This window comes from Microseira sp. BLCC-F43, from assembly GCF_041929235.1.
GTDB lineage: Bacteria > Cyanobacteriota > Cyanobacteriia > Cyanobacteriales > Aerosakkonemataceae > Microseira.
On the sequence record NZ_JBHFNP010000359.1, the window covers coordinates 36,800 to 61,097 of the forward strand.

The window sequence follows — 24,298 nt, forward strand, 5'->3', positions numbered from 1 at the left end:
GGTAATTGGTAATTGGTAATTGGTAATTAGATTCACAGGCTGTAGGGACACACTTTAACACTCAAACCCGGTTTCGACCACGAACTCTTTCCTGGCTCAACAATTTTGCACAGAAACCCGGTTTCTGTTGGTAAAACCCGCCCCTACTCTTGACAATTACCCATTACCCTCGTGACCCAGGCGGTCGCCTGGGAACGCCATTACCCATTACCATAGGCAACTGACAACCGACCAATCACCAATGACTAAAAACCGCTTGTTCTGGATCGCTGCCAGTTTGGGACTATTCTTAGACCATCTGACAAAATTTTGGATCGTGCAAACCTTCCGCCTGTACGAAACTTGGCCTTTATGGTCGGGTGTGTTTCACTTTACCTACGTGCGAAATACGGGTGCGGCATTTAGTATGTTCACTGGGGCGGTTTGGTTGCGCTGGCTTTCCCTGCTAGTCAGCATCGCCTTGATGGCATATGCTTGGTTTGGGTCGCGCCTCCCTCGTTGGGAACAGGTAGGCTGGGGTCTAATCTTAGCGGGGGCGCTGGGAAACGGTATCGACCGATTTATTGCCGGTAGTGTGGTGGATTTTTTGGATTTCCGGCTGATACAGTTTCCGGTATTTAACCTGGCAGATGTGTTTATTAACATAGGCATTGTCTGCCTGTTGATTGCCAGCTTGCAGAAGGTTGATTCCAAAGGTGAGAGCGATCGCAAATAATCGCCGATCAAGGGGACGATCTGAAGACTGTTGCAGTCTGTACAATCGGTTTTAGAAATACTATAAGATTCGGGCTAAAGGGGAGACAAGGGAGAGATACGCCATGCCCAATGCCCCATGCCCCATGCCCCATGCCCCATGCCCTGATTGAATATGACTCCTCCCCAACCCCAACAACGACCACCGTCTAAAACTATTCTGGGTGCGATTACGCAAGCCGTTCAGACAGTTCAGGCTAAAGTTAATTTCACCAAGTTGGTGCTAAAACCCAATACCAGAGTGCCAGAACTCTGGGTACAAGACGCCGATGCGGATAAAGCCGAAGTTTTTCCTTTAATCGGCGATCGCTATTTACTAGGTCGCAGTTCCAAATCTTGCGATATTGTAGTCCGCAATCCAGTTGTCAGTCAGATTCACCTGTCTTTAATCCGTACGGGAAGGGGGCAAAATTCTTTTATCATCAAAGATGAAAACTCCACCAACGGCATCTACAAGGGCAGACGCCGGGTCACCTCCAAAAAGCTGCACCACAATGAAGTTCTCACCCTTGGTCCACCAGAGTTAGCAGCTTCTGTAAGATTGCAATTTATCGATCCGCCACCCAAATATGTCGATGCTGCGGAAAAAGTTATGTGCGGCGTCGGCGGCATGGCGGCTTTGTTGGTCTTGTGGGTAGGTTTTGAGTGGCAAAAATTCTCGGTAAAACCTTTACCCCCGGCGATTGGTGGACCCGTCATTGTCACCACCGACGATGGCGTTTCACCCCTACGCGCCCCCCGCAGTCAATCCCACGCCGAATTGAAACTATCGGAATTTTCCCCTTACCTGCCCAAAGCTGTTATCGCCTCGGAAGACCGACGTTTTTATTGGCACTTGGGCGTTGACCCAATTGGGATTTTACGGGCAACAGTGATTATTAGTAAAGGCGGCGATCGCCAAGGGGGCAGTACCGTCACCCAGCAAGTCGCCCGCAGTTTGTTTCGCGACTACGTGGGTAGGGCAGATTCTTTAGGGCGCAAACTCCGCGAAGCGATTGTTTCGCTGAAATTAGAATCGGTTTACAGCAAAGATAAGTTGCTGGAAATTTACTTAAATCGCGTATTTTTGGGTGTCGATGCTTACGGTTTCGAGTCCGCCGCCCGCTACTATTTCGATAAGTCTGCCAGAGATTTAACTTTAGCCGAATCCGCCACGCTGGTATCAATTTTACCCGCTCCCAATAGTTTCGCTCCTTGCGGGGATCGCGCCGATCGTACTCGAGCGATCGCGCGCCGCAATACTGTAATTAATCTCATGTTGGAGCAAGGTAAAATTAGCCAAGACGAAGCGAACTCTGGCAGGCGTTCCGCCCTCGAAGTTTCTCCCAAAGTTTGCGAAGAACGCGCCAGAACTATCGCCCCCTATTTTTACAGCTACGTGTTTGAAGAACTCAACGCTTTATTGGGGGAAGAAATCGCCAGGGAAGGCAATTTTATTATCCAAACTTCCCTCAATCCCAAAATGCAACGACAAGCGGAAACTTCTTTGCGTAACGCCGTCCGCAATGCTGGGGCTAAGCGATTTTACCAGGGTGCGGTTGTATCTTTGAACACTAAGACGGGAGCGATTATGGCTCTCGTGGGCGGGGTCAATTATCAAAGGAGTCAGTTTAACCGCGCCACCCAAGCGCAAAGACAACCGGGTTCGACATTTAAACTGTTTGGATATGGGGCGGCGATCGCCAAAGGTATTTCGCCGGGAAAGTCTTATTCCTGCGCCCCCCTGAATTGGAATGGGCAACGCTTTCGCGGCTGCGAACGCGCCAGTAGCAGTACTGTAGATATGTATACCGGGATGGCGCTATCGGAAAACGTCATCGCCCTACGAGTGGCGCAGGATGCAAAGTTAGACGATGTAGTGGAGTTGGCACAGCGCATGGGGATAAACTCAAAACTCGATCCCGTACCGGGGTTAGTGTTGGGACAAAGTGTGGTAAATGTATTGGAAATGACCGGAGCCTACGGAGCAGTAGCCAATCGCGGCGTGTGGAACCGTCCCCATGCCATTGTCAGAATTTTGGATAGCAGCGACTGCAAAGATGCTAACGATATCAACACTTGTCGCGTAATATACTCGCAAGCACAAAGCTCCCAAGCCAATCAACGGGTACTGTCCCCAAACGTCGCCGATGTGCTGCACAGTTTACTGCGAGGCGTCGTTGCTGGAGGAACCGGCAAGAATGCGGCAATAGGACTGGGAGAAGCGGGTAAAACCGGCACCACCGACGACTATGTAGATTTGTGGTTTATTGGCTATATCCGCCAGCGACAAATCGTTACGGGGGTTTGGTTAGGTAACGATGATAACTCGCGTACTAGGGGTGCTAGTGCCGATGCGGCTCAAGTTTGGGGAGATTATATGGGGAAAGTTCTTAATAGGTAATGGCATTCCCAGGCGACCGCCTGGGTCACGAGGGTAATTGGTAATTGGGAATAGGCGATCGCTCGATCTTTCGCCTATCCTAAAAAAATTAGAGCCACCTTTTTTTATAGGGTATAACGCTATGAGTGTTGTAATTCCAGATGACATCCTCGAATCGACAAAAATGAGCGAGGATGAACTCAAACTAGAAATAGCTATCATGCTGTACAAACAGGGAAAAATTAGCAGCGGTAAAGCTCGTAGATGGACAGGAGTAACAGTCATTGAGTTTCAACACGAATTAGCTAAACGAGGACTTTGTATCAATTATGATGTCGAAGATTTTCAAACTGATGTTAAAACATTGCAATCGATGGGATTGCTATGATTGTTGTTAGCGATACATCACCGATTACCAATCTCGCAGCGATTGGTCAGCTAGATTTGCTGCGGGAATTGTATGGTAATCTGGTCATTCCTACCGCTGTCTACAACGAAATGGCTGGAGTAAATAAACTTGTCCCCGGCGCAATAGAAGTACAAACCTTAGCCTGGATTCAAACTCAAGCAGTTACAAATTATCAACAAGTAACGCAAATACAAGCCAGTCAAAATAATATTGACTTGGGTGAAGCGGAAGCGATCGCCCTCGCACTAGAACTGCAAGCGAACCTACTTCTAATGGATGAGCGTCGTGGTAGAGCCGTCGCTACAAATTATGGGATAAATGTGACTGGAATACTGGGTGTGATACTACAAGCAAAGAGAAACGGTTTGATTATAGCCGTTAAACCTGTAATCGATCGGTTGATTAATCAAGTAGACTTTAGAGTCAGTAGCCAGTTATACCCAGCTATCCTCCAAGCTGCTGGTGAGTGATATCGTTTCCGATTGCGTCTAAATGATTAAAATTGGTTGTAGGGGCACGGCAGCAGAAAGCCTTCGAGTTAAAGACAAAGCCTATAGATGCCGTGCCCCTACCACAAACGATATTTTGTCTAATGATTCAGATGTAACCAGAATCGATATGATTCAAAGTTTGAGACCGCTTTTAGAATAAAATTTGGGCATCAGCACAATCGCGCTCAGCTACCAAAACGCCGATGCCAGCTATATTAGAGGGATTTAGTGGGAGAGACTTCGCTTCCCTTCTCTCCTTGTGTACTTGCTGCTTGACCCTACAGCAAGCGGCACAAGCGCAAATTGTCCCCGATGCCACGTTACCCAACAATTCCATCGTCACCCCAAATGGAAATACCCTCACCATTACGGGTGGAACGCCATCAAGGACAAATTTATTCCACAGTTTTGAGCAATTTTCTGTTCTGAATGGACAAACAGCCCATTTTGATAACGCTCTGACAATTCAAAATATCTTTAGTCGTGTCACGGGCGGAAAAATTTCCCATATTGATGGGCTAATTCGAGCTAACGGCACGGCTAACTTATTCTTGCTCAATCCCAACGGGATTGTTTTTGCTCCAAACGCCCAATTAAATATCGGCGGTTCGTTTATTGGCAGTACTGCTAACAGCATTAGATTTGCCGATGGCAGTGAATTTAGCGCCGTTAATCCTTCTGCGCCACCGCTACTGACAATTAACGTACCGATTGGCTTGCAATTGGGGCCAAATCCCGCTGGCATAGTTGTGCAGGGTGGCGGTAATAACTTGCGGACTGACGCCGTAAGTTTGGCCATTTTTAGAGATAACAGACCTGTAGGAATGCAAGTTGCTCCCGGTCAAACTCTGGCCTTAGTTGGGGGTGATATTGCCATAGAAGGAGGAAACCTCACCGCACAAGGCGGGCGAATTGAACTTTGGGCAGTGACGAATGGCTCATTAGGAATTACCAATACTAACGGCAAATTAGCAATTAGCAATGAACAGTTAGCCACACAATTGGGAGATATCCGTTTTACGGGTGCAGCTTCGGCAGATGCCAGTGGTAATGGTGGTGGAAATATCCAAATACAAGGGCGGCGGATATCCTTGCGCGATGGTGCGGCAATTTTGGCAACAACTCTGGGGAGAGGGGATGGGGAAGGGATAACGGTACGCGCTTCTGAATCATTGGAAGTGCTGGGTTTCAACCGGATTTTGCTGTTTCCCAGCGGTATATATACCACCAGCCAAGCCGGTTCTAGCGGCAAGGGGGGAGATATGGCGATTGAAACCCCTAGCTTGGTAATTGGCAATGGGGGAACACTATTAACCGGGACGCTTGGCACTGGGAACGCAGGAAATATGACTGTCAAGGCAAATTCCGTAGAAGCATTTGGCAGTTTCGGCGGTGCGTTTCCCAGTGGCTTATTTACTGCTGCCCAAGTTGATTCCAGTGGAAATGCGGGAGATTTAACGATTGAAACTCAACGCTTGCGCTTAACAGATGGGGCGCGAATTCTCTCGACAACTACGGGTGATGGGAATGGCGGAGATTTAACCATCAGGGCAACTGAGGCGGTGGAAGTAATTGGATTCGGCGAATTTAGGAATCCGGCTCTGCCAAACACCATCTTCATAAATGGTAGTACGATCGCTAGTTCTGTGTTTAGACGAGGAATAAGGGGGAATGCGGGCAATGTGACGATTGAAACTGCCCGGTTGACTATCAAAGATGGTGGACAAATAGTCACCTCTACCTTTGGCGTGGGAAGGGGGGGAAATCTCATCGTCCGGGCAAGCGATGCTATAGAAGTAATTGGCACTTCGGGGACGAATCCGCTTGCGGTTAGTTCCTTGTCTGCTACAGGTGGACCAAACTCTAGCGGAAAAGCAGGGACTGTGACAATAGAAACCCCAAATTTGACGGTCAGGGATGGGGCAAGAGCAACTGTCAGTAATCTTGCAGCGAATATGACGACTGAGGATGAGAAAGCAGGCAATTTGGTGGTGAATGCTGACTCGATTCGGCTGTTCAATGGCGGTTCTCTTAATGCTGAAACCAGGGCAGGCGATCGCGGCAATATCACCATCAACTCAGATCGTATTCTGATGCGCGACAACAGCCGAATTACTACCAACGCGCAAAACAATGCTACTGGCGGCAATATCACCATCAATACCAACACCTTAGTTGCCCTACAAAATAGCGACATCACCGCCAATGCCCAACAGGGTAAGGGTGGGGAACTAACAATTAATACACAAGGGATTTTTGGCACGGCGTTGCGGGATCGCACCACCGAGTTTAGCGACATCACCGCTACCTCAGAACGCGGCGCACAGTTTAACGGCATTGTGCAAATTAACAGTCTTGCGGTTAACCCCACTGCTGGGTTGGTCCAATTGCCCGAAAACTTCACCAACCCCATCAATCAAATTGCCCAAACTTGTTCGCCTCAAGCGAGACGCAACAGCTTTACCGTAACTGGAAGAGGAGGATTGCCACCCACTCCTAGAGAAGCTTTGAATATTTCCCCCGCTTGGATTGATTGGCGAATTGCTCCTCAACAGTTGACAACTTCTAATTACCAATTACCCATTCCCAATTCCCCAATTCAAAATCCCTTAGTTGAGGCAACGGGATGGACGATTAACGACAAAGGTCAGGTGGAGTTGGTAGCAAATGTGTCTAGTATTACGCGGTCGAATTCCTGGTATAAACCTGCTAGCTGCGGCAATACACCGACGGATGGGATGTAATAGCTGAAGTTGCTAGTTATCTCATCCATAGCAGCTAATGGCTAATGGCTAATGGCTAATGTCAGTAAAAATCCTATATTAGCAAGCTCGCAATTAGCCAGCTGGCACCGCCCTTGTTTATAACTAGCAACTTAGGTTAATAGACTTCGCTCCCATTAAACTCAAACAATATGAAACCAGATTCTGACCTTTGGCAACTTGGCCTGATTTCTCTACTTTGGCTGACTGCCAATAGCCCAACTTCAGCACAAATTATCCCAGATGCAACCCTACCAAATAATAGCGTCGTTACCCCCAACGGCAATTTAATTGAAATTTCTGGTGGCACCAGAAACGGCGGCAATTTATTTCACAGTTTTCAAGAGTTTTCTATCCCGAAGAATGGGTCAGCTTTCTTCAACAACGCCCCAGAGATTCAAAATATTTTGACGCGGGTTACTGGTGGCAAAATCTCTAATATTGATGGCTTAATTCGAGCTAACGGCACGGCTAACTTATTCTTGCTCAATCCCAACGGTATTGTTTTTGCTCCAAACGCCCAATTAAATATCGGCGGTTCGTTTATTGGCAGTACTGCTAACAGCATTAGATTTGCCGATGGCAGTGAATTTAGCGCCGTTAATCCTTCTGCGCCACCGCTACTGACAATTAACGTCCCGATTGGCTTGCAATTTGGCTCGAATCCCGGCAGGATAGTCAATCAATCAACTGCTGTGGGAGAAGGCAATTTACCAACTTTTTCTCGGCGGGGGCAGTCAATTCCTCATGCCAATCAAGTTGGTTTAGCCGTACAACCAGGTCAAACTTTAGCCTTAATTGGCGGCGATATTCAACTTAATGGTGGTAGTTTAACCGCCAGTCGAGGACAAATTATTCTTGGTAGCGTCAAGAGTTCTGGTTTTGTTGGCCTTGCGCCTACCTTATTCGGTTGGAGTTTGAACTATGACAGCATTCAAAATTTTGGCAACATTGAAATATCTGGTGGCGCGCTGATTAATACTAGCGGAATAGGTGGAGGCAAAATAGATATTAGAGGTGGAAATGTGACTGTCAGCGGTTCGCGAATTTATGGATTAACTTTAGGAAATATTGACGGCAGGGGTATAAATATCAACGCTCAACAGTTGCTCGTACAAAATGGGTCGCAAATTTCTACGCTGACTCTGGGAGAAGGTGCAGGAGGAGATATCAATATTCGCGTTACTGACTTAGTGGAACTGAAAGGTATTGGATTCGATAGCTATCAACAGCTTTTAATTAGCTATTTGATATCGGGAACGCTTAACCCTTTTGACCCAACCATTATTTTGGAAACTGGCACTTTTAGTTCTGGAGTGGCTGGAAACATTGCAATCGATACTGGACGCCTACTGTTGAACAATGGAGCATCAGCAGGTACTGCAACAGGTGGTGCTGGAAATGGCGGCAACATGACTATCCGTGCCAATACTGTTGAGATCCTTGGTGGTGGAATCAATAATGGGACATTGGCGGGAAGTACTGGCAAAGGTGGAGACATCTCGATTGAAACAGAACGATTAACTCTTCGCGATGGCTCTGCTCTGGCTAGCATAACCCGCAGTGAGGGCGCGTCGGGGAATATTAGCATCAAAGCTTCTGAATCTATAGACTTGTTAGGCAATCCCGCTGGAGCTGCACTGCAAAATTCAATTGCCACAAATTCTATTGGCGGTACTGGAAAGGCAGGGGATATTACCGTTGATACGAAGCGATTGACTATTACTCAAGGAGGGGGGATTAGCTCATCTAATGGTGGGATTGTTGGTAATATTTTGTTTGCTAACGCTGGTGGGCCGGGAGGCGATTTAACTATTACGGCTACGGAGTCGATAGAGGTGGCAGGGATTACTGAAATTTTGGCAAATGGGGGACAATCTCCTAGCTACCTTGGCTCTCAAACTTTAAGCGACACCCCAGGAGGTAATATGCGGATTTCTACGCCTGTGTTGATTTTAAGAGATGGGGGCGTAGTTTCTGTGGCTTCTTTAGGTGCAGGAACGGCGGGAAACATTACGATTAATGCAGATCGAATCGAAGTTATTGGTAGCGCTAATAACGATGAATTTATTAGCAAAATTGAGGCATCAGTCGGTATTGCGAACCAGTTTACCAATCCTGCGGCTACGGGAAGTGGAGGAGAGTTGAATCTGAATGTCAATCAATTAATTGTGCGGGATGGGGCAACGGTTAATGTTCAGGCTTTAGGTACGGGAAATGCTGGAAATCTTACGGTTGTAGCCAATGCGATTAACCTTGACAACAAAGGTAGTATTAATGCTTCTACTGGCTCTGGTGCAGGCGGAAATATTCATCTCCAGGCGCAACAAATCCAGCTGCGCCGTGGCAGTTCGATTAACACCAATGCGGGTAATACCAATGGTGGCAACATCACAATCAATACCCATACCTTAGTGGCGATGCCTTTGGAAAATAGCGACATCAGCGCCAACGCCCAACAAGGTGCTGGAGGGCGAGTAACGATTAATACACAAGGGATTTTTGGGACTCAATTGCGATCGCGCACCACTGACTTTAGCGACATCACCGCCACCTCAGAACTAGGCCCCCAGTTTAGCGGTATCGTACAAATTAACAGCCCAGAAGTTCAAACCGCCGCTGGATTAGTCGAATTACCAGCAAATTTAACCGACCCGACTAATCAAATTGTTCAAACTTGTTCCCCGCAAACGAGACGCAACAGCTTTACCGTAACTGGAAGAGGAGGATTACCACCTACTCCTAGAGAAGCTTTGAATCTGCCTCCCGGTTGGATTGATTGGCGAATTCCAGGAGAGCAGGTGAGCTATGGTGCAGAGGAGCAGGTGAGAACTTCAATCCAAAATACCTTAGTTGAGGCGACGGGTTGGGTAGTCGATGGGGATGGTACTGTCAGACTCGTCGCGGAAACACCTGCTCCAGCACCTTTTAATAGCGAGTTACAACCAAATTGTCAGCCAAATTTAATTTTGTTGCCCTGAAGCATTCTTTAAATTCTGTTGTCTTGGTAAGAAATTAAGTAGGTGCAGGTAAATAAAGTGAAAATAGCTATCTCTACCTATGGCGGGCGGGACGCCCACCCCACAAAACCTTCATCTTGTGGGGTGGGCGTCCCGCCCGCGATTGTGGTGAGTTTATTTATATTCACCTACTTATTTAACGGTTTATGTTATCGCAACGCTTATTGTTAGAGTTTAATATTATAATCTAAAATCCCAGAATGACTGCGATCGCCTGAAAATTATCTTTCCATAATTCCGATGAAATTATCGTTTAAAAATATATCCAAAACCTTGTTACGAAACCTGTTTTTGCTATTAATAATCGGCAGCGTGGGATTTATGATGGCTCTAGGCGTTGATGCTGCTGTTAGCGATCGCTCGCCACAATCCGCAGAGGTTCCCAGAATAAATCTACTCCAAACCGGAAAACAATTTTATCAATCGGGTCGATTTTTAGAAGCCATAAATACTTGGAAAGTAGCCGCAGAAGAATATCGTTCTAGAGGAGATAGTTTAAATCAATCGTTGGTCTTGAGTTATCTTGCCCTCGCTTATCAACAATTGGGACAATTCCAGCCAGCAACTGGGGCAATGAATCAGGCAATGGATTTAATTGCTAGGCAGCAAAATACTCAATTAATTGTTGCCCAAGTCTTGAATAATCAAGGTCAGTTTTATTTGATTCAGGGACAGGCGGAAGCTGCTTTAGAAACATGGAAGTTAGCCGAACAAGTTTATCGGGAAATAAGCGATCGCATCGGCGAAATCGGCACGCAACTCAATCAAGCAAGGGCGTTGCAAGCGTTGGGTTTTTACCTGCGGGCTAAAACTATTCTGGAAAAAGTCGCAACATCCCTTAACAACCAACCAGACTCGCAACTCCAAGTTACTGCACTTTTAAATATCGGTAATATTCTGCGAGTTTTAGGAGATTTTACCGCCGCCCAAAAAACTCTGGAAGGGAGTTTAGCGATTGCTCAAAAACTGCAATCTCTCCCCGATATTCAAATTGCTTTATTCAGTTTAGGGAATCTTGCCCAAGCTAGAGAACAACCCCAAGTCGCACTGCAATTTTACCAACAAGCTAGCGGGGAAAATAGCCCGGTTCAATTACAAGCGGAAATTTATCAACTGGAATTGCTGGTCAAATTAAAGCAATTAGCTGATGGACTTTCACTTTTTCGCAAAATTCAAAACCAACTCGCCAAATTACCACCTAGCCAAACTAAGATTTACGCTCAAATAAACTTAGCAGAATGTTTGGTTAAACTCTCTCCTAACGAAGTTTATGCTGCTGCTAAAATTCTGGCGAATGCTGCCAATGAAGCTAAAAGTTTAGGCAATCCTCGCGCCGAATCTTATGCTTTGGGGCGCTTAGGCGCACTCTACGAACAAACGCAACAGTGGGATGCGGCTAAAAATTTGACCCAGCAAGCATTAATCTTAGCCCAGCAAATTCGCGCCGGTGAAATTGCTTATTTGTGGCAGTGGCAAACTGGGAGACTGCTGAAGGTGACGGGAGATAAAAGCCAATCTATTTTAAGTTATACTGACGCAGTAAATACTCTCCAATCGCTACGTCAAGATTTAGCGGCAATTAACCAAGAAGTACAGTTTTCTTTCCGGGAAAGTGTCGAACCTGTTTATCGGGAATTGGTGGATTTATTACTGCAAAATAATCCCATTCAACCGCAACTTCAGCAAGCAAGGGAAACTATTGAAGCGCTGCAATTAGCCGAACTTGCTAATTTCTTTCGAGAAGCTTGTTTGGACGTTCAACCCCGACAAATTGACCAAATCGATCCCACGGCTGCTGTTATTTATCCGATTATTTTAAGCGATCGCATCGAAGTCATCCTCTCGCTTTCCGGTCAACCTTTGCGGCATTATACCACAAAACTGGAAAAACAGCAAGTAGAAATCGTCATCAACCGAATGCGCCAATCGATGCGACGCACTGCTTTCCCCCAAGAACGGTTGAGTCTGGCTCAGGAAATTTACGGTTGGTTAATCAAACCAGCGGTAGCAGATTTAACTAAAAACAATATGCAAACTTTGGTGTTTGTTCTCGATGGATCTTTGCGGAATATACCAATGGCGGCGTTGCACGATGGGGAGAGGTATCTAATCGAACAATATAAAGTAGCGATCGCGCCCGGTTTACTATTACTCAATCCCCGTCCGATCGCCCGAAGTCACCTCAAAGCATTACTCGGAGGATTGACAGAAGGTAATGGGGAATTTTCGCCCTTACCAGGAGTGAAAGCAGAAGTAACCGAGATTGGTGCAACTGTTCCCGCTACGATTCTCCTCGATCGACAGTTCACCACCAACGCTTTGGAAACCAGAATCAAAACCCTGCCATTTTCGGTGATGCACCTAGCAACTCACGGTCAGTTTAGCTCCAAAGCAGAAGAAACTTTTATCCTCACTTGGGATGGAAGAATTGACGTTAAAGAGTTAAGTACATTGCTGATTAACCGAGAATTAACCGACTCACCGGCGATTGAGTTACTGGTGCTGAGTGCTTGTCAAACTGCCAAAGGCGATAACCGGGCTGCGCTGGGATTAGCAGGGGTAGCAGTGCGATCCGGCGCTCGCAGTACTTTAGCATCTCTGTGGATGGTGAGCGACGAATCCACGGCAGAGTTTATGGTACAGTTCTACCAAGAATTGCTCAAGCCAGGAGTGACCAAAGCCGAAGCGGTAAGACAGGCGCAACTCCACATGCTCAAACAACCCGAATTTAACCATCCGTACTTCTGGGCTTCCTTTATTTTGATTGGTAATTGGCTTTAGGGGAGTGTTTCTGTGCGATCGCCAAATTTTGACCTACAAATCGGGATAAAAGCAAACTGGAACAATTGCTCAGAACCAGAAAAAGTGCAATAATTCTTGGTAACCAGCAAAATTTATTGACAAATAGCAGGCAATGGGCATAGCGAAGATTTTAACGGATACAACCCATTAAACTTGGGAGTGTAAACAGCAGATATGGCTTTGCAGCCGAATTCCCCAACAATAATAGTTTTTTTATTTCACCCTGGGTTTTAATCGATGCTTAATACAAAGGTAAGCGAATATGACCTCCAGTAAATCTACCCTAAGGCTAATTCCTGCACTCTTGACGCTTTGGGTCCTGGTAGCACCTAATTTCACCCCTAGCGTGCGGTCACAAAATCGGGCAACCAGTTTTGAACCGCCACCAGGGAAGGGCATACCCCGTAGGGGTACGGCGGGTGGGGGGTCGCGTCCTGTTAGCAGCGCTTGCGACCCGTCCAAGAGAACGGTCAGCTCCGCTACTTTAACCGCTCTGAGTCCAGGTAGTCACTTAGGTTTAACCCAAAGCTCGCGTCCCAAGTTCCTGGTTTACGTACCGCAAACTACTGCCCAAACGATGGAATTCAGCTTATTTGACGAGCAGATGAACGGCGTTTATCAAATGAACTTTCCCGTTGCTAATCGCACTGGATTAATTAGGATTGAGTTACCAGAAAATGCGCCATCTTTGGTCAAGGATAAACCCTACTATTGGACAGTTGCCCTGATTTGCAATCCTAACGAACGAACCGAAGACATGGTAGTAGGGGGTTGGATCGAACGCACCGAACTCAACGATAGTTTAAAGCAAGAATTAGCGAAATTGCGAGGCTTAGATCGCGTATCCTTCTATGCCAAACGGGGATTTTGGTACGATGCGGTTAATACCTTGGTGGAACTGGGACAGGCAGAACCTGGGAATTTAGCGCTCGCTGCTTCTTGGGCAGAAGTATTAAAATCGGTGGGATTAGAGGCGATCGCACTAACCAGTTACCAGTTACCAGTAACCAGGTTGTAGTAGCTCAAGCTCTTGCACTTGCTCATTAAACCGCCAAAGAAAAAATTTTATGGCTAATAGGGAAAGCCATCTTTAGAGGAATTAACAGTAAGCGTTTGAAATTGATTTCCTGGCGGGTTATGAGACTGGTGCAAGCTCTCAATATACTGACTTTTCAGCTGATGTGGAAAATGCAATCGCGACCTAACCCAAAAGCTGCTGACAATTAACCCAACAGAAAAATTAAAGCATATTCACAGAATTTTTACATTGGCGACGCACAATAGGAAAAGTACAAAACTTCAGCTGGCAAGACTTACGGCGGCAGCGAAAAACCATCTATGTGGAAAAAGCTCACAAATCCCATTCTTCCCCATCGCGGTATCGGCATAACCGCTATCGGTGTAGCGGGAGCGGTTCTGGCGCTGCAAGGGTCTGGTGCATTGCAGTTGCTTGAATCTACGATTTTAGACCAATGGTTTCGCTGGCGTCCCCTAGAAAAAGGCTCTTCCAGTGTAATTATTGTCACCATTGATGAGCCAGATATCTCGCGTTTGGGCAGCTGGCCTATGTCAGATGCGAAGTTAGCAAAAGTCATCCAAAACCTGAAACAGCAACAACCGCGAGTTATTGGGTTAGATATTTATCGCAACCTTAAAGTCGAACCCGGACATCAAGAATTACTGAACATATTTGCTACCACACCCAATTTAATTGGCATTCAAAAAGTCATCGGCGATGGGAATGGTCCAGTTGTGCCGCCGCCACCCGTTCTGCCACAGAAAAACCAAGTTGCTGCCAGCGACTTGGTGCTGGATGCTGATGGTAAAATTCGCCGCCATTTATTATCTATCCTCAGCGAGGGAAAAATTTATTCAACTTTAGGAGCTAAGCTGGCATTAGCTTATTTAGAAGCGGAAAATATTTACCTGGAAAGAAGTCAGTACGGCAGCTTTAAATTAGGCAAAGCCAAACTGACGCCGCTGCAAGAAAATGAAGGCGGTTATGTGGATGCCGATAGCGGCGGTTATCAAATTTTGGCGAATTTCCACCGCCTGCGCCAGAAAACCCCCACCATTTCTGTAACAGATGTTTTGGCAAACAAAATTCCGGCGAATTTAATGCGGGGGAGAATCGTACTGATTGGTTCGGTAGCGGAAAGTACGCGCGATCGCTTTTTAACCCCCTACAGCACCAACTCTGACACAGTTTGGTCTGGCGTTCAAGTCCATGCCGACCTTGCCAGTCAACTCGTTAGTGCAGCAATAGAAGGCAGGCAAATTCTGCGGGGAATTCCAGAACATTTGAATTGGGTGTGGATATTTTTCTGGTCAAGCATAGGAGCGGCATTAGCATGGAGGATAGGTTCTGAGAGTTGGGTTGTGGTGGCGCTTCCCGTTGCGGGTGTTAGTTTGGTGGGTAGCGCTTACTTGTTGTTTTTATCCGGTTGGTGGGTAACTGCTGCTGCACCATTTTTAGCCTTAGTCAGCGCTGGTGTTGTCAGTCGCGTTCATCTGTTGTGGACAAAACTGAAAGCTTCGCACCAAGCGTTAAAAGAATCGCACCAAGCATTAGAAGATTACGCTCAAATTTTAGAACAAAAAGTACGCGATCGCACCGCCGAACTGTTGGGAAAAAACACAGCATTAGAGCAAGCAAGACAAGATGCCGAAGCTGCCAACCGCGCCAAAAGTGCCTTTCTCGCTAACATGAGCCACGAGTTGCGAACCCCCCTCAACGCAATTTTAGGCTTTAGTCAACTTCTGAGCAGCCAACCGCTGCCACCTCCACAAAAAGAGCAACTCGCTATCATCAACCGCAGCGGCAACCACCTGCTGAATTTAATTAACGAAGTGCTAGAATTAGCCAAAATTGAAGCAGGCAAAACCGACCTTAATCTGACCTGCGCAGATTTGGAAAAACTGCTAAAAAGCCTGCAAGAAATGTTCCAAATTCGAGCCAATGCGAAACAATTGGAAATGGTTTTAGCTCTGGGTACAGACCTACCCCAATACATCCAGACAGACGAGGGAAAATTAAGTCAAATTTTAATTAATTTATTAGGCAATGCCTTCAAATTTACTTCGCAAGGTAGCGTGACACTACGTGTAAGAGTGCAGGGGAGTAGGAGAGATATGGAGAATATAGATTCAAATTACAGTCCTAATTCAGAATACATAATATTTGAAATTGAAGACACAGGTCCCGGTATTGCCCCGTCAGAAATCAACCAATTATTTGGAAAATTTGCCCAAACTTCATCCGGAAGAAAATCTCAACAAGGCACCGGATTAGGATTAGCCATCAGTTACCAATTGGCTAAATTAATGGGCGGTGAAATAGCAGTTAAAAGTATAGTAGGTAAAGGAAGTATTTTTAAAGTAACACTTCCGCTTATGCTCCCCACAGCATCTGCAATTCCAGCGCCAACCTCGGAGCAAAAAATTGTTTGCTTAGCACCCAATCAACCCAATTATCGCATTTTAGTCGTTGAAGACATTTTAGAAAATCGTTTATTTTTGGTGCAATTGCTGTCAGCAGTCGGTTTTGAAGTAGGCGAAGCAGAAAACGGTCAAGAAGGAATTAGTTTGTGGTCAAATTGGCATCCGGATTTAATTTTAATGGATATGCGGATGCCGGTAATGAATGGCTATGAGGCAACCAAGCAAATCAAAGCAACACCCAAAGGAAAAAGAATAACCATCATCGCTTTAACAGCGGGTGTTTTTGACGATAAACAAGCAATTTTAACCTGCGGTTGCGATGACTGGGTGCAGAAACCTTTCCGCACAGAAGAACTCCTGGACAAAATTGCTCAATATCTCAAGGTACGTTATGTTTATGCCCAGTCAGAAACCCAAGAAGAAAATAACAGCAACTCGGATAATATATTGAATCCAGAAACTTTAAAAGCCTTGGGATCATCTTTAGCCACAATGCCAATCGACTGGAGAACAGAATTACAGGTAGCTGCATCTTCCCTTGACGATCAACGCTGTCTCGAACTAATTGGTGAAATTGCCGTAGAATCCGCAGATATTTATCAGAATCTAACCAATTTAGTTGAGAATTTTCGCATGGACATTATCGCTGATTTGTGTCAGTGAACCTTTGGCAAAAAGATTTGGGTCAGGCAAGATGCCCAACCCACAAAACGCTTTGGCAAAAATATTTGGGGCGCAAGATGCCCAACCCACAAAACCAAAAAAATTCTGGTGGGGTGGGCGTCCCGCCTGCCTTTAAATCCGATGAAGGCGACTTTTGCAAGAGGTCTAGTAACTCAAGTTGCTAGTTATATCATGTCCTCTTGCATCGGTAGTGTATGGATAGCTAATTGCTAATTGCTCGCTTGCTAATTGCTCGCTTGTCAATTGCCTCCAGAGCTGCTCAGTAATTATTGACTGTTTCTTTTTTATTTAGCCATTAGCGATTAGCTATTAGCAGTTACACAACCGTTGCAAGAGGACATGATATTATATGGATTCCGGTTGTATCTGAATCATTAGACTTTTTGCAAAAATACCGTTTGTGGTAGGGAACATCAATAGGCTTTGCCCTTAACGAGAAGGCTTTCTGCCGTTCCCTACAACCAATTTTAATCATTTAGATGCAACCGGAAACGATATTACATCCAAGGGCGGTGGTAATAGGTAATGGGTAACTAGCAAGAGTAGACTGCCAATGAATCCAATTACCAATTACCAATTACCAATTTCACAACTTATAACTAGCAACTTGCGTTAGTAATCTGGACTTTTACGGAATTCCCCGCCAGGGACTGACTTGTAGGACGCCTCTGCGGGTAAACACAACCCTGTAGTAAGCAATCGGTTCGCTGCTACCAGTAGCGGGTGCTACTGGGGTAGTAGAAGACTGGAGTTTGGGGAGGGGAGTTTGGTCAGCATAATCAATCGCAGCTTGGTTGCGGGCTTCATATTCTACTACCGTCCCGTCTGCACGCACGCCCACCCGGTATTCTAGTTTGTCTGGAAACCTTAATCGTCCTTCCACCTTTTGCTGAATGCTGTTGTAGAGGGTCGTATTTAACTGGCGCAGCATGCTAGCATCGGTTATTTCTGCTCCCTGGGTCGCTAAAGGAGAGTTTGTCGGTGTAGGGGAGGCTAAAGTCGCTCCTGGGGTTTCCCCTGGTATGGGGGAGGCTAAAGTCGCTCCTGGGGTTTCCCCTGGTATGGGGGAGGCTAAAGTCGCTCCTGGGGTTTCCCCTGGTATGGGGGAGGCTAAAGTCGCTCCTGGGGTTTCCCCTGGTGTGGGGGAGACTAAAGTCGCTCCTGGGGTTTCCCCTGGTGTGGGGGAGATGAGAGTTGTTCCTGGTGTTGCGGTGGGTGTGGGGGATAGCAGCGCTCCAGTTGTCGGCGAGTCGGTAGGTGTAGGCGAGACTAGGGTAGTCCCTGGCGTTTCAGTCGGAGTGGGGGAGACGAGAGTTGTTCCTGGTGTTGCGGTGGGTGTGGGGGAAATCAGCGCTCCAGTGGTCAGCGAGTCGGTGGGCGATGGGGAGACTAGGGGGGTAGCCCCTGGGGTTTCTGTAGGCGATGGGGAAGCTAGAGGAGTCGCCAGGGGGGTTTCTAAGGGTGTTGGGGATGGAGATAGGAGCGCCCCAGTTGTTGGGGTTGGGGTTAATGGCGGTTCCCCCGTAGTTGCTGGTTCGGTTGGGTTAGGAGTAGTAGAGAGGGAGTTGGCGTCCGATCGAGGGCGGGGGTCTTGGGGTTTTTGGACTTCGGGGACGGGTACTAAGAAGAATGCGATCGCAGCCAATGCTAAACTAGACACTCCCAACGCAGCTGGGGCGGCTTTTTTAGCTATCGGTTCGTCAGGTTTAGCATATCGCCGGGAGACGGGTACTAACGGTACCGATATATCCGGCAAGGTTTGAGTATCGGCAAAAAACTGATCCACCGCCTCGACTAAATCGAACAGCTGCACCGTCGTCAAATCGATCTGGTAAGATTTCGTTGCTTTCGAGTTAGTTGTTGCACCGTTGGATACGGCTACATATTCCGGATCCTGCAAGATCAAGCGATGCAAATGGCGGTCAATTTGTTGTATCTGTACCAATGGCAAAGCTTGTCCGTCCTCATCCGGATGGGGTACGCCACTTAAAAATGCTTGGGCGTAGCGACTGACTGCTTTAACCAAGCTTTCAAAAAATTCCCGTCCGCCGCTAATGCTTGGTTTTCCCCCTGCCAAATGACACTCTGCATTCACCAAAATCGACATCACCGGGCGCATCTGTAATTGCCCGTTTCCCGTGGTTGCATCGCTCAACCCCTCCAAAAACAGCGTGCAATTGGGCAGACTGTACTGGCGTTGAATAGTCATTTTTCTTTGCTAATTGCTAATTGCTAATTGCTAATTGGTCATTGCGATTTTGTTCAAGAGACATGACCCTTGACCTTTGACTTATTCCACTTCTCCGTCAAACAAACTACTCCAAAATCGCTGCATCCCGGAGGTTCCGGTACAGAATAGCAATTTTGCCAACAGCGAAATAGCGAGTTCGTTCAGTTTTTCGTCGGAATTGTAAGCGACAACCGCAGAGCGACGGGGGTTCATGCGGCTGCGGAAATGCTTGCGGAAGCGCTCTAGGTACTCGGATAAGCGAAAATGGTGTTCTGGTGACAATTGCTTCTCACTGAGTTGTTGGTAAGCTAGCAGCAGTTGTCTGATCAAAACCGTCATGCGTCGTGCTAGATAGCAGCCAACCACTACCAAGGCTTTCGCTTCTACCAAGCTCAGGAGACGGCGCTGGGTGTATCGTCGCAGCGGGTTGCTAGAACGCATTCGCCACAGTACTACACGATTTTTAATCATCCCTTGCAGATCCAGATCCTTGGCTGTGGTCAAGATGGCTTCCGATCCGCCCAGATCCAAAGCTTCAATTGCCAGTAGAATCAGATCAATTTGCAGCCTGGCGCGACGGGGACAATCCTGCGGGTCAATCGTCGGCGGATCGGGCAGGTTGCTTAGTATCAGCGGGACAACCTGGGCAGGTAAACTATCTGTATGCATCGCGCTTGCGGTGACTTTCATTCCAGCTTGCATTTGTGGGTGGGTAAACTCAACTTTGGCAAAACTAATTTAGAATTGATGGCAATAATAGGGTATCTGACGTTTAGTATTCACATATTGCGCCCAATTTCTCACCTAGCAACTCAGCTTCCAGCAGGATTTTAGCGAAATTGGCGATCTCTCGCGAGTTCTGTATATTAACGAACCCTTTCAAACTGTGTAACTCTCCAGTGTACGATTTCTTTTGCATCTATTTGGTTGTACGCCCGCTTTAGCTAAATTATCTGTGGGGCTACTTTCCAAGTCTAGTCAAAAAGCGCCCCTCTCTGGGATGCCGCTGAAAGATGACAAGGGGAGGCAAAGACGCAAAGACGCAAAGACGCAAAGCGAAAGAAGTGTCTGGTGCTCCGTGTCTGGAACCTTCCGTTCCAAGAGTCCTAAACCCCGACGCCGATCGAAGATTCCCCGGTTGCACGTTCAGGCGGGGTTTCAATCCTCGTCTCTCCGTCCCCGCGTCTCCCCATCTGGGCGTCCTTGAATTGTCCTCAAATGCCAACCACTACCTCAAATAACCATTACCTATGGATTTAAAATCCCTGATTCGCGATATTCCAGATTTTCCCAAACCGGGAATTATGTTTCGCGATATTACGACGCTTTTAAGCAACCCCGATGGCCTGCGTTACGCGATTGACAGTTTGACCCAAAAGTGCAAGGAAACAGTACAGACGGTAGATTACGTGCTGGGAATGGAATCCCGTGGCTTCATTTTCGGCACGCCTATCGCCTATCAACTAGGAGCGGGCTTTATTCCCATCCGCAAACCGGGCAAGTTGCCAGGGGCAGTTCACACGGTTGAGTATGAATTGGAGTACGGTACGGATCGGCTGGAAATGCACCAAGATGCGTTGCACCCAGGCAGTCGGGTTTTAATTGTAGACGATTTGATTGCCACGGGTGGAACCGCAGCTGCAACGGCGAAGCTAGTCCAGCAAGTTGGCTGCGATCTAGTTGGTTTTGGCTTTATCATCGAACTACGAGATTTGGGCGGACGCCAACAACTTCCCGATGTGCCGATCGTGACGCTGGTTGAATATTAGTAGTAATTGGTAATTTCAGATTGCAGATTGCAGATTTAACTTCAATCTACAATCTAAAATTACCAATTAGCAATTAGCAATTAGCAATTAGCAATTAGCAATTTAGTCATTTATGAATGCTGCTAAGTTTTCCTCGGTTCCCCGTTTAAGGGTATTGCTCGCTAGCGAAACAACTATTTATGTGCTGAAGCGACTGTTGCAAGCGGTTGTGACTTTGTTTTTGGCTTCGGTACTTTGTTTTGCCATTATTCAATTAGCGCCAGGGGATTTTTTGGATACGTTCAAATCAAATCCTAAAATTTCAGCGCAAAGACTTGAAGAACTCAAGCGTCAGTTTGGTTTAGATAAGTCGGTTTTTGAGCAATATTGGTTGTGGTTGTGGGGAATTGTATCTAGGTTGGATTTTGGGCTGAGTTTTGCTTATCAGCGTCCGGTGGCGTCTTTGTTGTGGGAACGGGTACCCGCGACGCTGCTGCTGGCAATTTCATCTTTGGTTGTGACTTGGGCGATCGCTATCCCTTTAGGTATTCTCGCCGCCGTGAAGCAAAATAGTCTAGCGGATCGGATTCTACAGGTACTCAGTTACGCCGGACAAGGTTTTCCCAGCTTTATCACGGCGCTTTTGCTCCTATTCTTCGCACAGTCTACTTCCCCTCTATTTCCCGTGGGCGGGATGATTAGCATTGACCATGCCGATTTGTCCCCTTTAGGTAAGATTTTAGACATCGGCTGGCACATGATTTTACCTACGGTGGCTTTGAGCATTACCAGTTTTGCTGGATTGCAGCGGATTATGCGCGGGGAATTGCTCGATGTCCTGCGTCAAGATTACATCCAAACCGCTCGCGCTAAAGGTCTGCCAGAAAATCGGGTAATTTACCTCCACGCCCTCCGCAATGCGATTAATCCTTTAATTACCCTACTGGGATTTGAATTTTCCAGCTTGCTCAGCGGTGCTTTTATTACGGAAAATTTCTTTAATTGGCCTGGACTGGGGCGTTTGACATGGCAATCTGTAATCAACCAAGACCTCTATCTAGTGATGGCTAGCCTGATGATAGGGGCGATAATGCTTATTTTAGGCAACCTGTTCGCAGATTTGCTACTCAAGGCGGCAGATCCCCGAATTCGCCTGGAAGACTTGAATTAGATCGTGGGTGTTGGGGAATTGCAGATTTCAGAGCAGAATTCAATTTAAAATCTAAAATCTAAAATCTAAAATTCCCTGCTATGTTCTCCCAAATCTACTACGTTATTCGTTCTCGATCTGATGGTAGCTATCTGGTTGCCCGCACAGAAAGTGGTTCAAACCCATCTGGTGCCGGGTACCTGCTGATGTTTCGCGAAGATTTCGAGGCACTCAGCTATCTCAACAAATGGGGTGCAGATGTGGCAAACCGCTTTGCTGTGGAGTCTCTGCCTGGAAGTCAGGTAAAGAACTTGCTCAAACGTTGGGGTTTTGTTGGTGTGGGGGTTGTGGTTGATCCGCTAGAACCCAGAATAGAGTTTCTCACCCAAGAGCGATCGCTCGAATAAAAGATTTCCCCAAACCCCTGTTTATTTGTTGTTTCTGGACTACTTTAGACGTTTTATCAATTACTTATACGTCTAGAGGCTGATTTACTCTGGTCGTAGTGAGTTAAGCAGATCTATCTGCTTACAGATGCGTAGTTGTTAAAAATTTGAGCAAATAGGTAATGAAGTTCAGAATAAAACTGAGTTTCACCGAGCAAAAACCAAGAACGATTGATTTTGAAAAATAGGAGAAGTTTTTTATGCGCTTCATTCGCTTAAATCTGTCTGCGTTGCTGCGTCCAGTTCGCTTTTTCGTAGCTGCCTGTATCTGTGCATTGGTGTTTATTTCCTATGCTTTGCCTGCTTACAGCGCCATGATGAGCAGCCCTGGTTCAGGTGAAGCCAATTTGACTGAAATTGAGCGCAAGTCTCAAGAAGCAGTTGCTGGTAAAAGCCCCTACGATTTTGATATGAGTAAGCAGCAGTCAGAAACCCATCCGGGTTTGAATGAAATTCAAGGAACGGCTGATTATGACAAGATGAAACGCCCTGAAAATACCCAAGGTATTCAAACACCTGCCGACAAGCTGGAACATGCATTGGAAAAAATCACGGGAAGAGACTAGGGAAAAAATCGGTTTCTTAAAAGCAAGTTAATCAGTTGAAAAAGGGCAGTATTGTCTGCCCTTTGTTTTGTTTAATTGAGCTGGTAGTAGGTAATGGCGTTACTAGGATCTGCCGTGTCAGGGTAATTGTCAAGAGCAGACTGCCAATGAATCCAATTAGCAATTAGCAATTAGCAATTAGCAATTAGCAATTAGCAATTACCAATTAGCAACTTGCGTTACGTACCAGATCGTCCTGGAATTCTCAAACCTTCTACTGCTTCGCGGAAGGGTTGGACGGTGGCAGAAAAATCGATTGGTAAAACAGCCACCACGTTTTCATCAGGCCGAGGAATAATTACCCAAGATTCTAGCGTTCCACCATAAACATTTTCTACGGCTGCTATACCGGCATCCATCGCAGTTTTGACTTCAGAAACATCCCCGCGAATAATTACTGAAAAGCGGGCGCTTCCAACTCTAAGGTAGCCGACTAGGGTGACGCGGCCTGCTTTGACCATGGCGTCGGCTGCTGCTAAAATACCCGGAAACCCTTTTGTTTCTAGGGCACCGACTGCTTGCTGTCCCATTGCTAATCTCCTGACTTGATTAATATCTGCGTCGCCGCGCATTAATTTTAGGGGTTTTCACTGCCGATGCAAGCCTTTGAGGAATTTCGATCGATTACCGGAAAGGTTCGCTGGCTTTGGTATAGTCGATTGGCAGAACCGCTACGATATTTTCTGGCGGATTGGGAACGATGTAGTGGGTAACCACTTCTCCACCGTAAGCTTTTTCCCCAGCTTGTATACCAGCTTCCATCGCCACGTTGACTTCCGAGACAGCGCCTCGAATGGCGACTAAAAGGCGGGCGCTTTCTGCTTGACCAAAATAAACTAGGGTAACTCTCCCCGCTTTCACCATCGCGTCAGCGGCGGCTAATACGGCAGGAAAACCGAGCGTTTCAATAACTCCAACTGCCATTGGCATGGAGGCTTCCTCAACGATTGCGATGCTTTATCCCTCATTGTACGGGTCAAGCGATGCCAATTTTTACACTTGGTTGAAAAATTTATCGTTCCCATAGACAAGAGCGTGGGGGAAGGTAGTACCACGGCGGGGGAAATGTTCTTTCCCTGGGAAGGTTTTATGCTTGCCGTGCCCGTAACCGGGTTGGCAGTGTAGTAGCACGGCGGGGGAAATGTTCTTTCCCTGGGAAGGTTTTATGCTTGCCGTGCCGAGAAACCGAGTGTCTGGGTAGTAGCACGGCGGGGGAAATGTTCTTTCCCTGGGAACATTTTATGCTTGCCGTGCCGAGAAACCGTGTATCTGCGATTGGGCACGGCGGGGGAAATGTTCTTTCCCTGGGAAGGTTTTATGCTTGCCGTGCCCGTAACCGGGTTGGCAGTGTAGTAGCACGGCGGGGGAAATGTTCTTTCCCTGGGAAGGTTTTAT

General features: G+C 46.8%; 18 protein-coding genes. 14 read left to right on the forward strand and 4 right to left on the reverse strand.

From position 1 onward, the window contains the following. Positions 1–241 precede the first annotated feature (241 nt). From lspA to ACE1CM_RS47430, 10 genes are all read left to right on the forward strand, one after another. Complete coding sequence (lspA, locus tag ACE1CM_RS47385) at positions 242–715, forward strand: signal peptidase II (protein WP_374886592.1); 474 nt, start codon at positions 242–244, stop codon at positions 713–715. A gap of 153 nt (positions 716–868) precedes the next feature. Then, positions 869–3,136, forward strand: a complete 2,268-nt coding sequence (locus ACE1CM_RS47390; RefSeq protein WP_374886593.1) for a transglycosylase domain-containing protein — start codon at positions 869–871, stop codon at positions 3,134–3,136. Positions 3,137–3,257: 121 nt separating this feature from the next. Next, on the forward strand, positions 3,258–3,503 hold the full coding sequence (locus tag ACE1CM_RS47395; RefSeq protein ID WP_374886594.1) for a UPF0175 family protein: 246 nt from the start codon (positions 3,258–3,260) through the stop codon (positions 3,501–3,503). Then, complete coding sequence (locus tag ACE1CM_RS47400) at positions 3,500–3,994, forward strand: DUF3368 domain-containing protein (protein WP_374886595.1); 495 nt, start codon at positions 3,500–3,502, stop codon at positions 3,992–3,994. The genes ACE1CM_RS47395 and ACE1CM_RS47400 overlap by 4 nt, the downstream gene beginning before the upstream one ends. A 224-nt stretch (positions 3,995–4,218) precedes the next feature. Beyond that, positions 4,219–6,759 carry a filamentous hemagglutinin N-terminal domain-containing protein gene (locus ACE1CM_RS47405; protein ID WP_374886596.1) on the forward strand — a complete coding sequence of 847 codons (2,541 nt, stop codon included), beginning with the start codon at positions 4,219–4,221 and terminating at the stop codon, positions 6,757–6,759. 170 nt (positions 6,760–6,929) lie between these two features. After that, positions 6,930–9,758 carry a filamentous hemagglutinin N-terminal domain-containing protein gene (locus ACE1CM_RS47410; RefSeq protein WP_374886597.1) on the forward strand — a complete coding sequence of 943 codons (2,829 nt, stop codon included), beginning with the start codon at positions 6,930–6,932 and terminating at the stop codon, positions 9,756–9,758. 57 nt (positions 9,759–9,815) lie between these two features. Continuing rightward, complete coding sequence (locus tag ACE1CM_RS47415; RefSeq protein WP_374886598.1) at positions 9,816–9,968, forward strand: hypothetical protein; 153 nt, start codon at positions 9,816–9,818, stop codon at positions 9,966–9,968. Between the two features lie 69 nt (positions 9,969–10,037). Further along, positions 10,038–12,578: a CHAT domain-containing protein gene (locus tag ACE1CM_RS47420; RefSeq protein WP_374886599.1), complete on the forward strand. Its 2,541-nt coding sequence runs from the start codon at positions 10,038–10,040 to the stop codon at positions 12,576–12,578. 283 nt (positions 12,579–12,861) lie between these two features. Continuing rightward, entirely contained in the window at positions 12,862–13,617 is a 756-nt protein-coding gene (locus ACE1CM_RS47425; protein WP_374886600.1) for a DUF928 domain-containing protein, read from the forward strand. Positions 13,618–13,937: 320 nt separating this feature from the next. Further along, on the forward strand, positions 13,938–16,703 hold the full coding sequence (locus ACE1CM_RS47430; RefSeq protein ID WP_374886601.1) for a CHASE2 domain-containing protein: 2,766 nt from the start codon (positions 13,938–13,940) through the stop codon (positions 16,701–16,703). Positions 16,704–17,352: 649 nt separating this feature from the next. On the opposite strand, the gene ACE1CM_RS47435 is transcribed toward ACE1CM_RS47430, so the two are convergent. Both ACE1CM_RS47435 and ACE1CM_RS47440 read right to left on the reverse strand, forming a co-directional pair. Then, a complete protein-coding gene (locus ACE1CM_RS47435; RefSeq protein WP_374886602.1) occupies positions 17,353–18,933 on the reverse strand; it encodes a DUF4335 domain-containing protein in 1,581 nt (526 codons plus the stop codon). 81 nt (positions 18,934–19,014) lie between these two features. Next, positions 19,015–19,644 carry a DUF3038 domain-containing protein gene (locus ACE1CM_RS47440; protein WP_374886603.1) on the reverse strand — a complete coding sequence of 210 codons (630 nt, stop codon included), beginning with the start codon at positions 19,642–19,644 and terminating at the stop codon, positions 19,015–19,017. A 560-nt stretch (positions 19,645–20,204) separates the two neighbouring features. Here ACE1CM_RS47440 and ACE1CM_RS47445 point away from each other — a divergent pair. From ACE1CM_RS47445 to ACE1CM_RS47460, 4 genes are all read left to right on the forward strand, one after another. Beyond that, the gene (locus tag ACE1CM_RS47445; RefSeq protein WP_374886604.1) at positions 20,205–20,723 is read left to right on the forward strand and encodes an adenine phosphoribosyltransferase; all 519 of its coding nucleotides are present in this window, start codon (positions 20,205–20,207) and stop codon (positions 20,721–20,723) included. 112 nt (positions 20,724–20,835) lie between these two features. After that, positions 20,836–21,873, forward strand: a complete 1,038-nt coding sequence (locus tag ACE1CM_RS47450; RefSeq protein ID WP_374886605.1) for an ABC transporter permease — start codon at positions 20,836–20,838, stop codon at positions 21,871–21,873. Between the two features lie 80 nt (positions 21,874–21,953). Continuing rightward, positions 21,954–22,259: a hypothetical protein gene (locus ACE1CM_RS47455; RefSeq protein WP_374886606.1), complete on the forward strand. Its 306-nt coding sequence runs from the start codon at positions 21,954–21,956 to the stop codon at positions 22,257–22,259. 239 nt (positions 22,260–22,498) lie between these two features. Further along, complete coding sequence (locus ACE1CM_RS47460; protein WP_374886607.1) at positions 22,499–22,864, forward strand: low temperature-induced protein; 366 nt, start codon at positions 22,499–22,501, stop codon at positions 22,862–22,864. Between the two features lie 218 nt (positions 22,865–23,082). On the opposite strand, the gene ACE1CM_RS47465 is transcribed toward ACE1CM_RS47460, so the two are convergent. Next, the gene (locus ACE1CM_RS47465; protein WP_226592588.1) at positions 23,083–23,433 is read right to left on the reverse strand and encodes a carbon dioxide-concentrating mechanism protein CcmK; all 351 of its coding nucleotides are present in this window, start codon (positions 23,431–23,433) and stop codon (positions 23,083–23,085) included. Between the two features lie 94 nt (positions 23,434–23,527). Further along, positions 23,528–23,833, reverse strand: coding sequence for a carbon dioxide-concentrating mechanism protein CcmK (locus ACE1CM_RS47470; protein ID WP_374886608.1), 306 nt, complete (start codon positions 23,831–23,833; stop codon positions 23,528–23,530). Between the last annotated feature and the right edge of the window lie 465 nt (positions 23,834–24,298).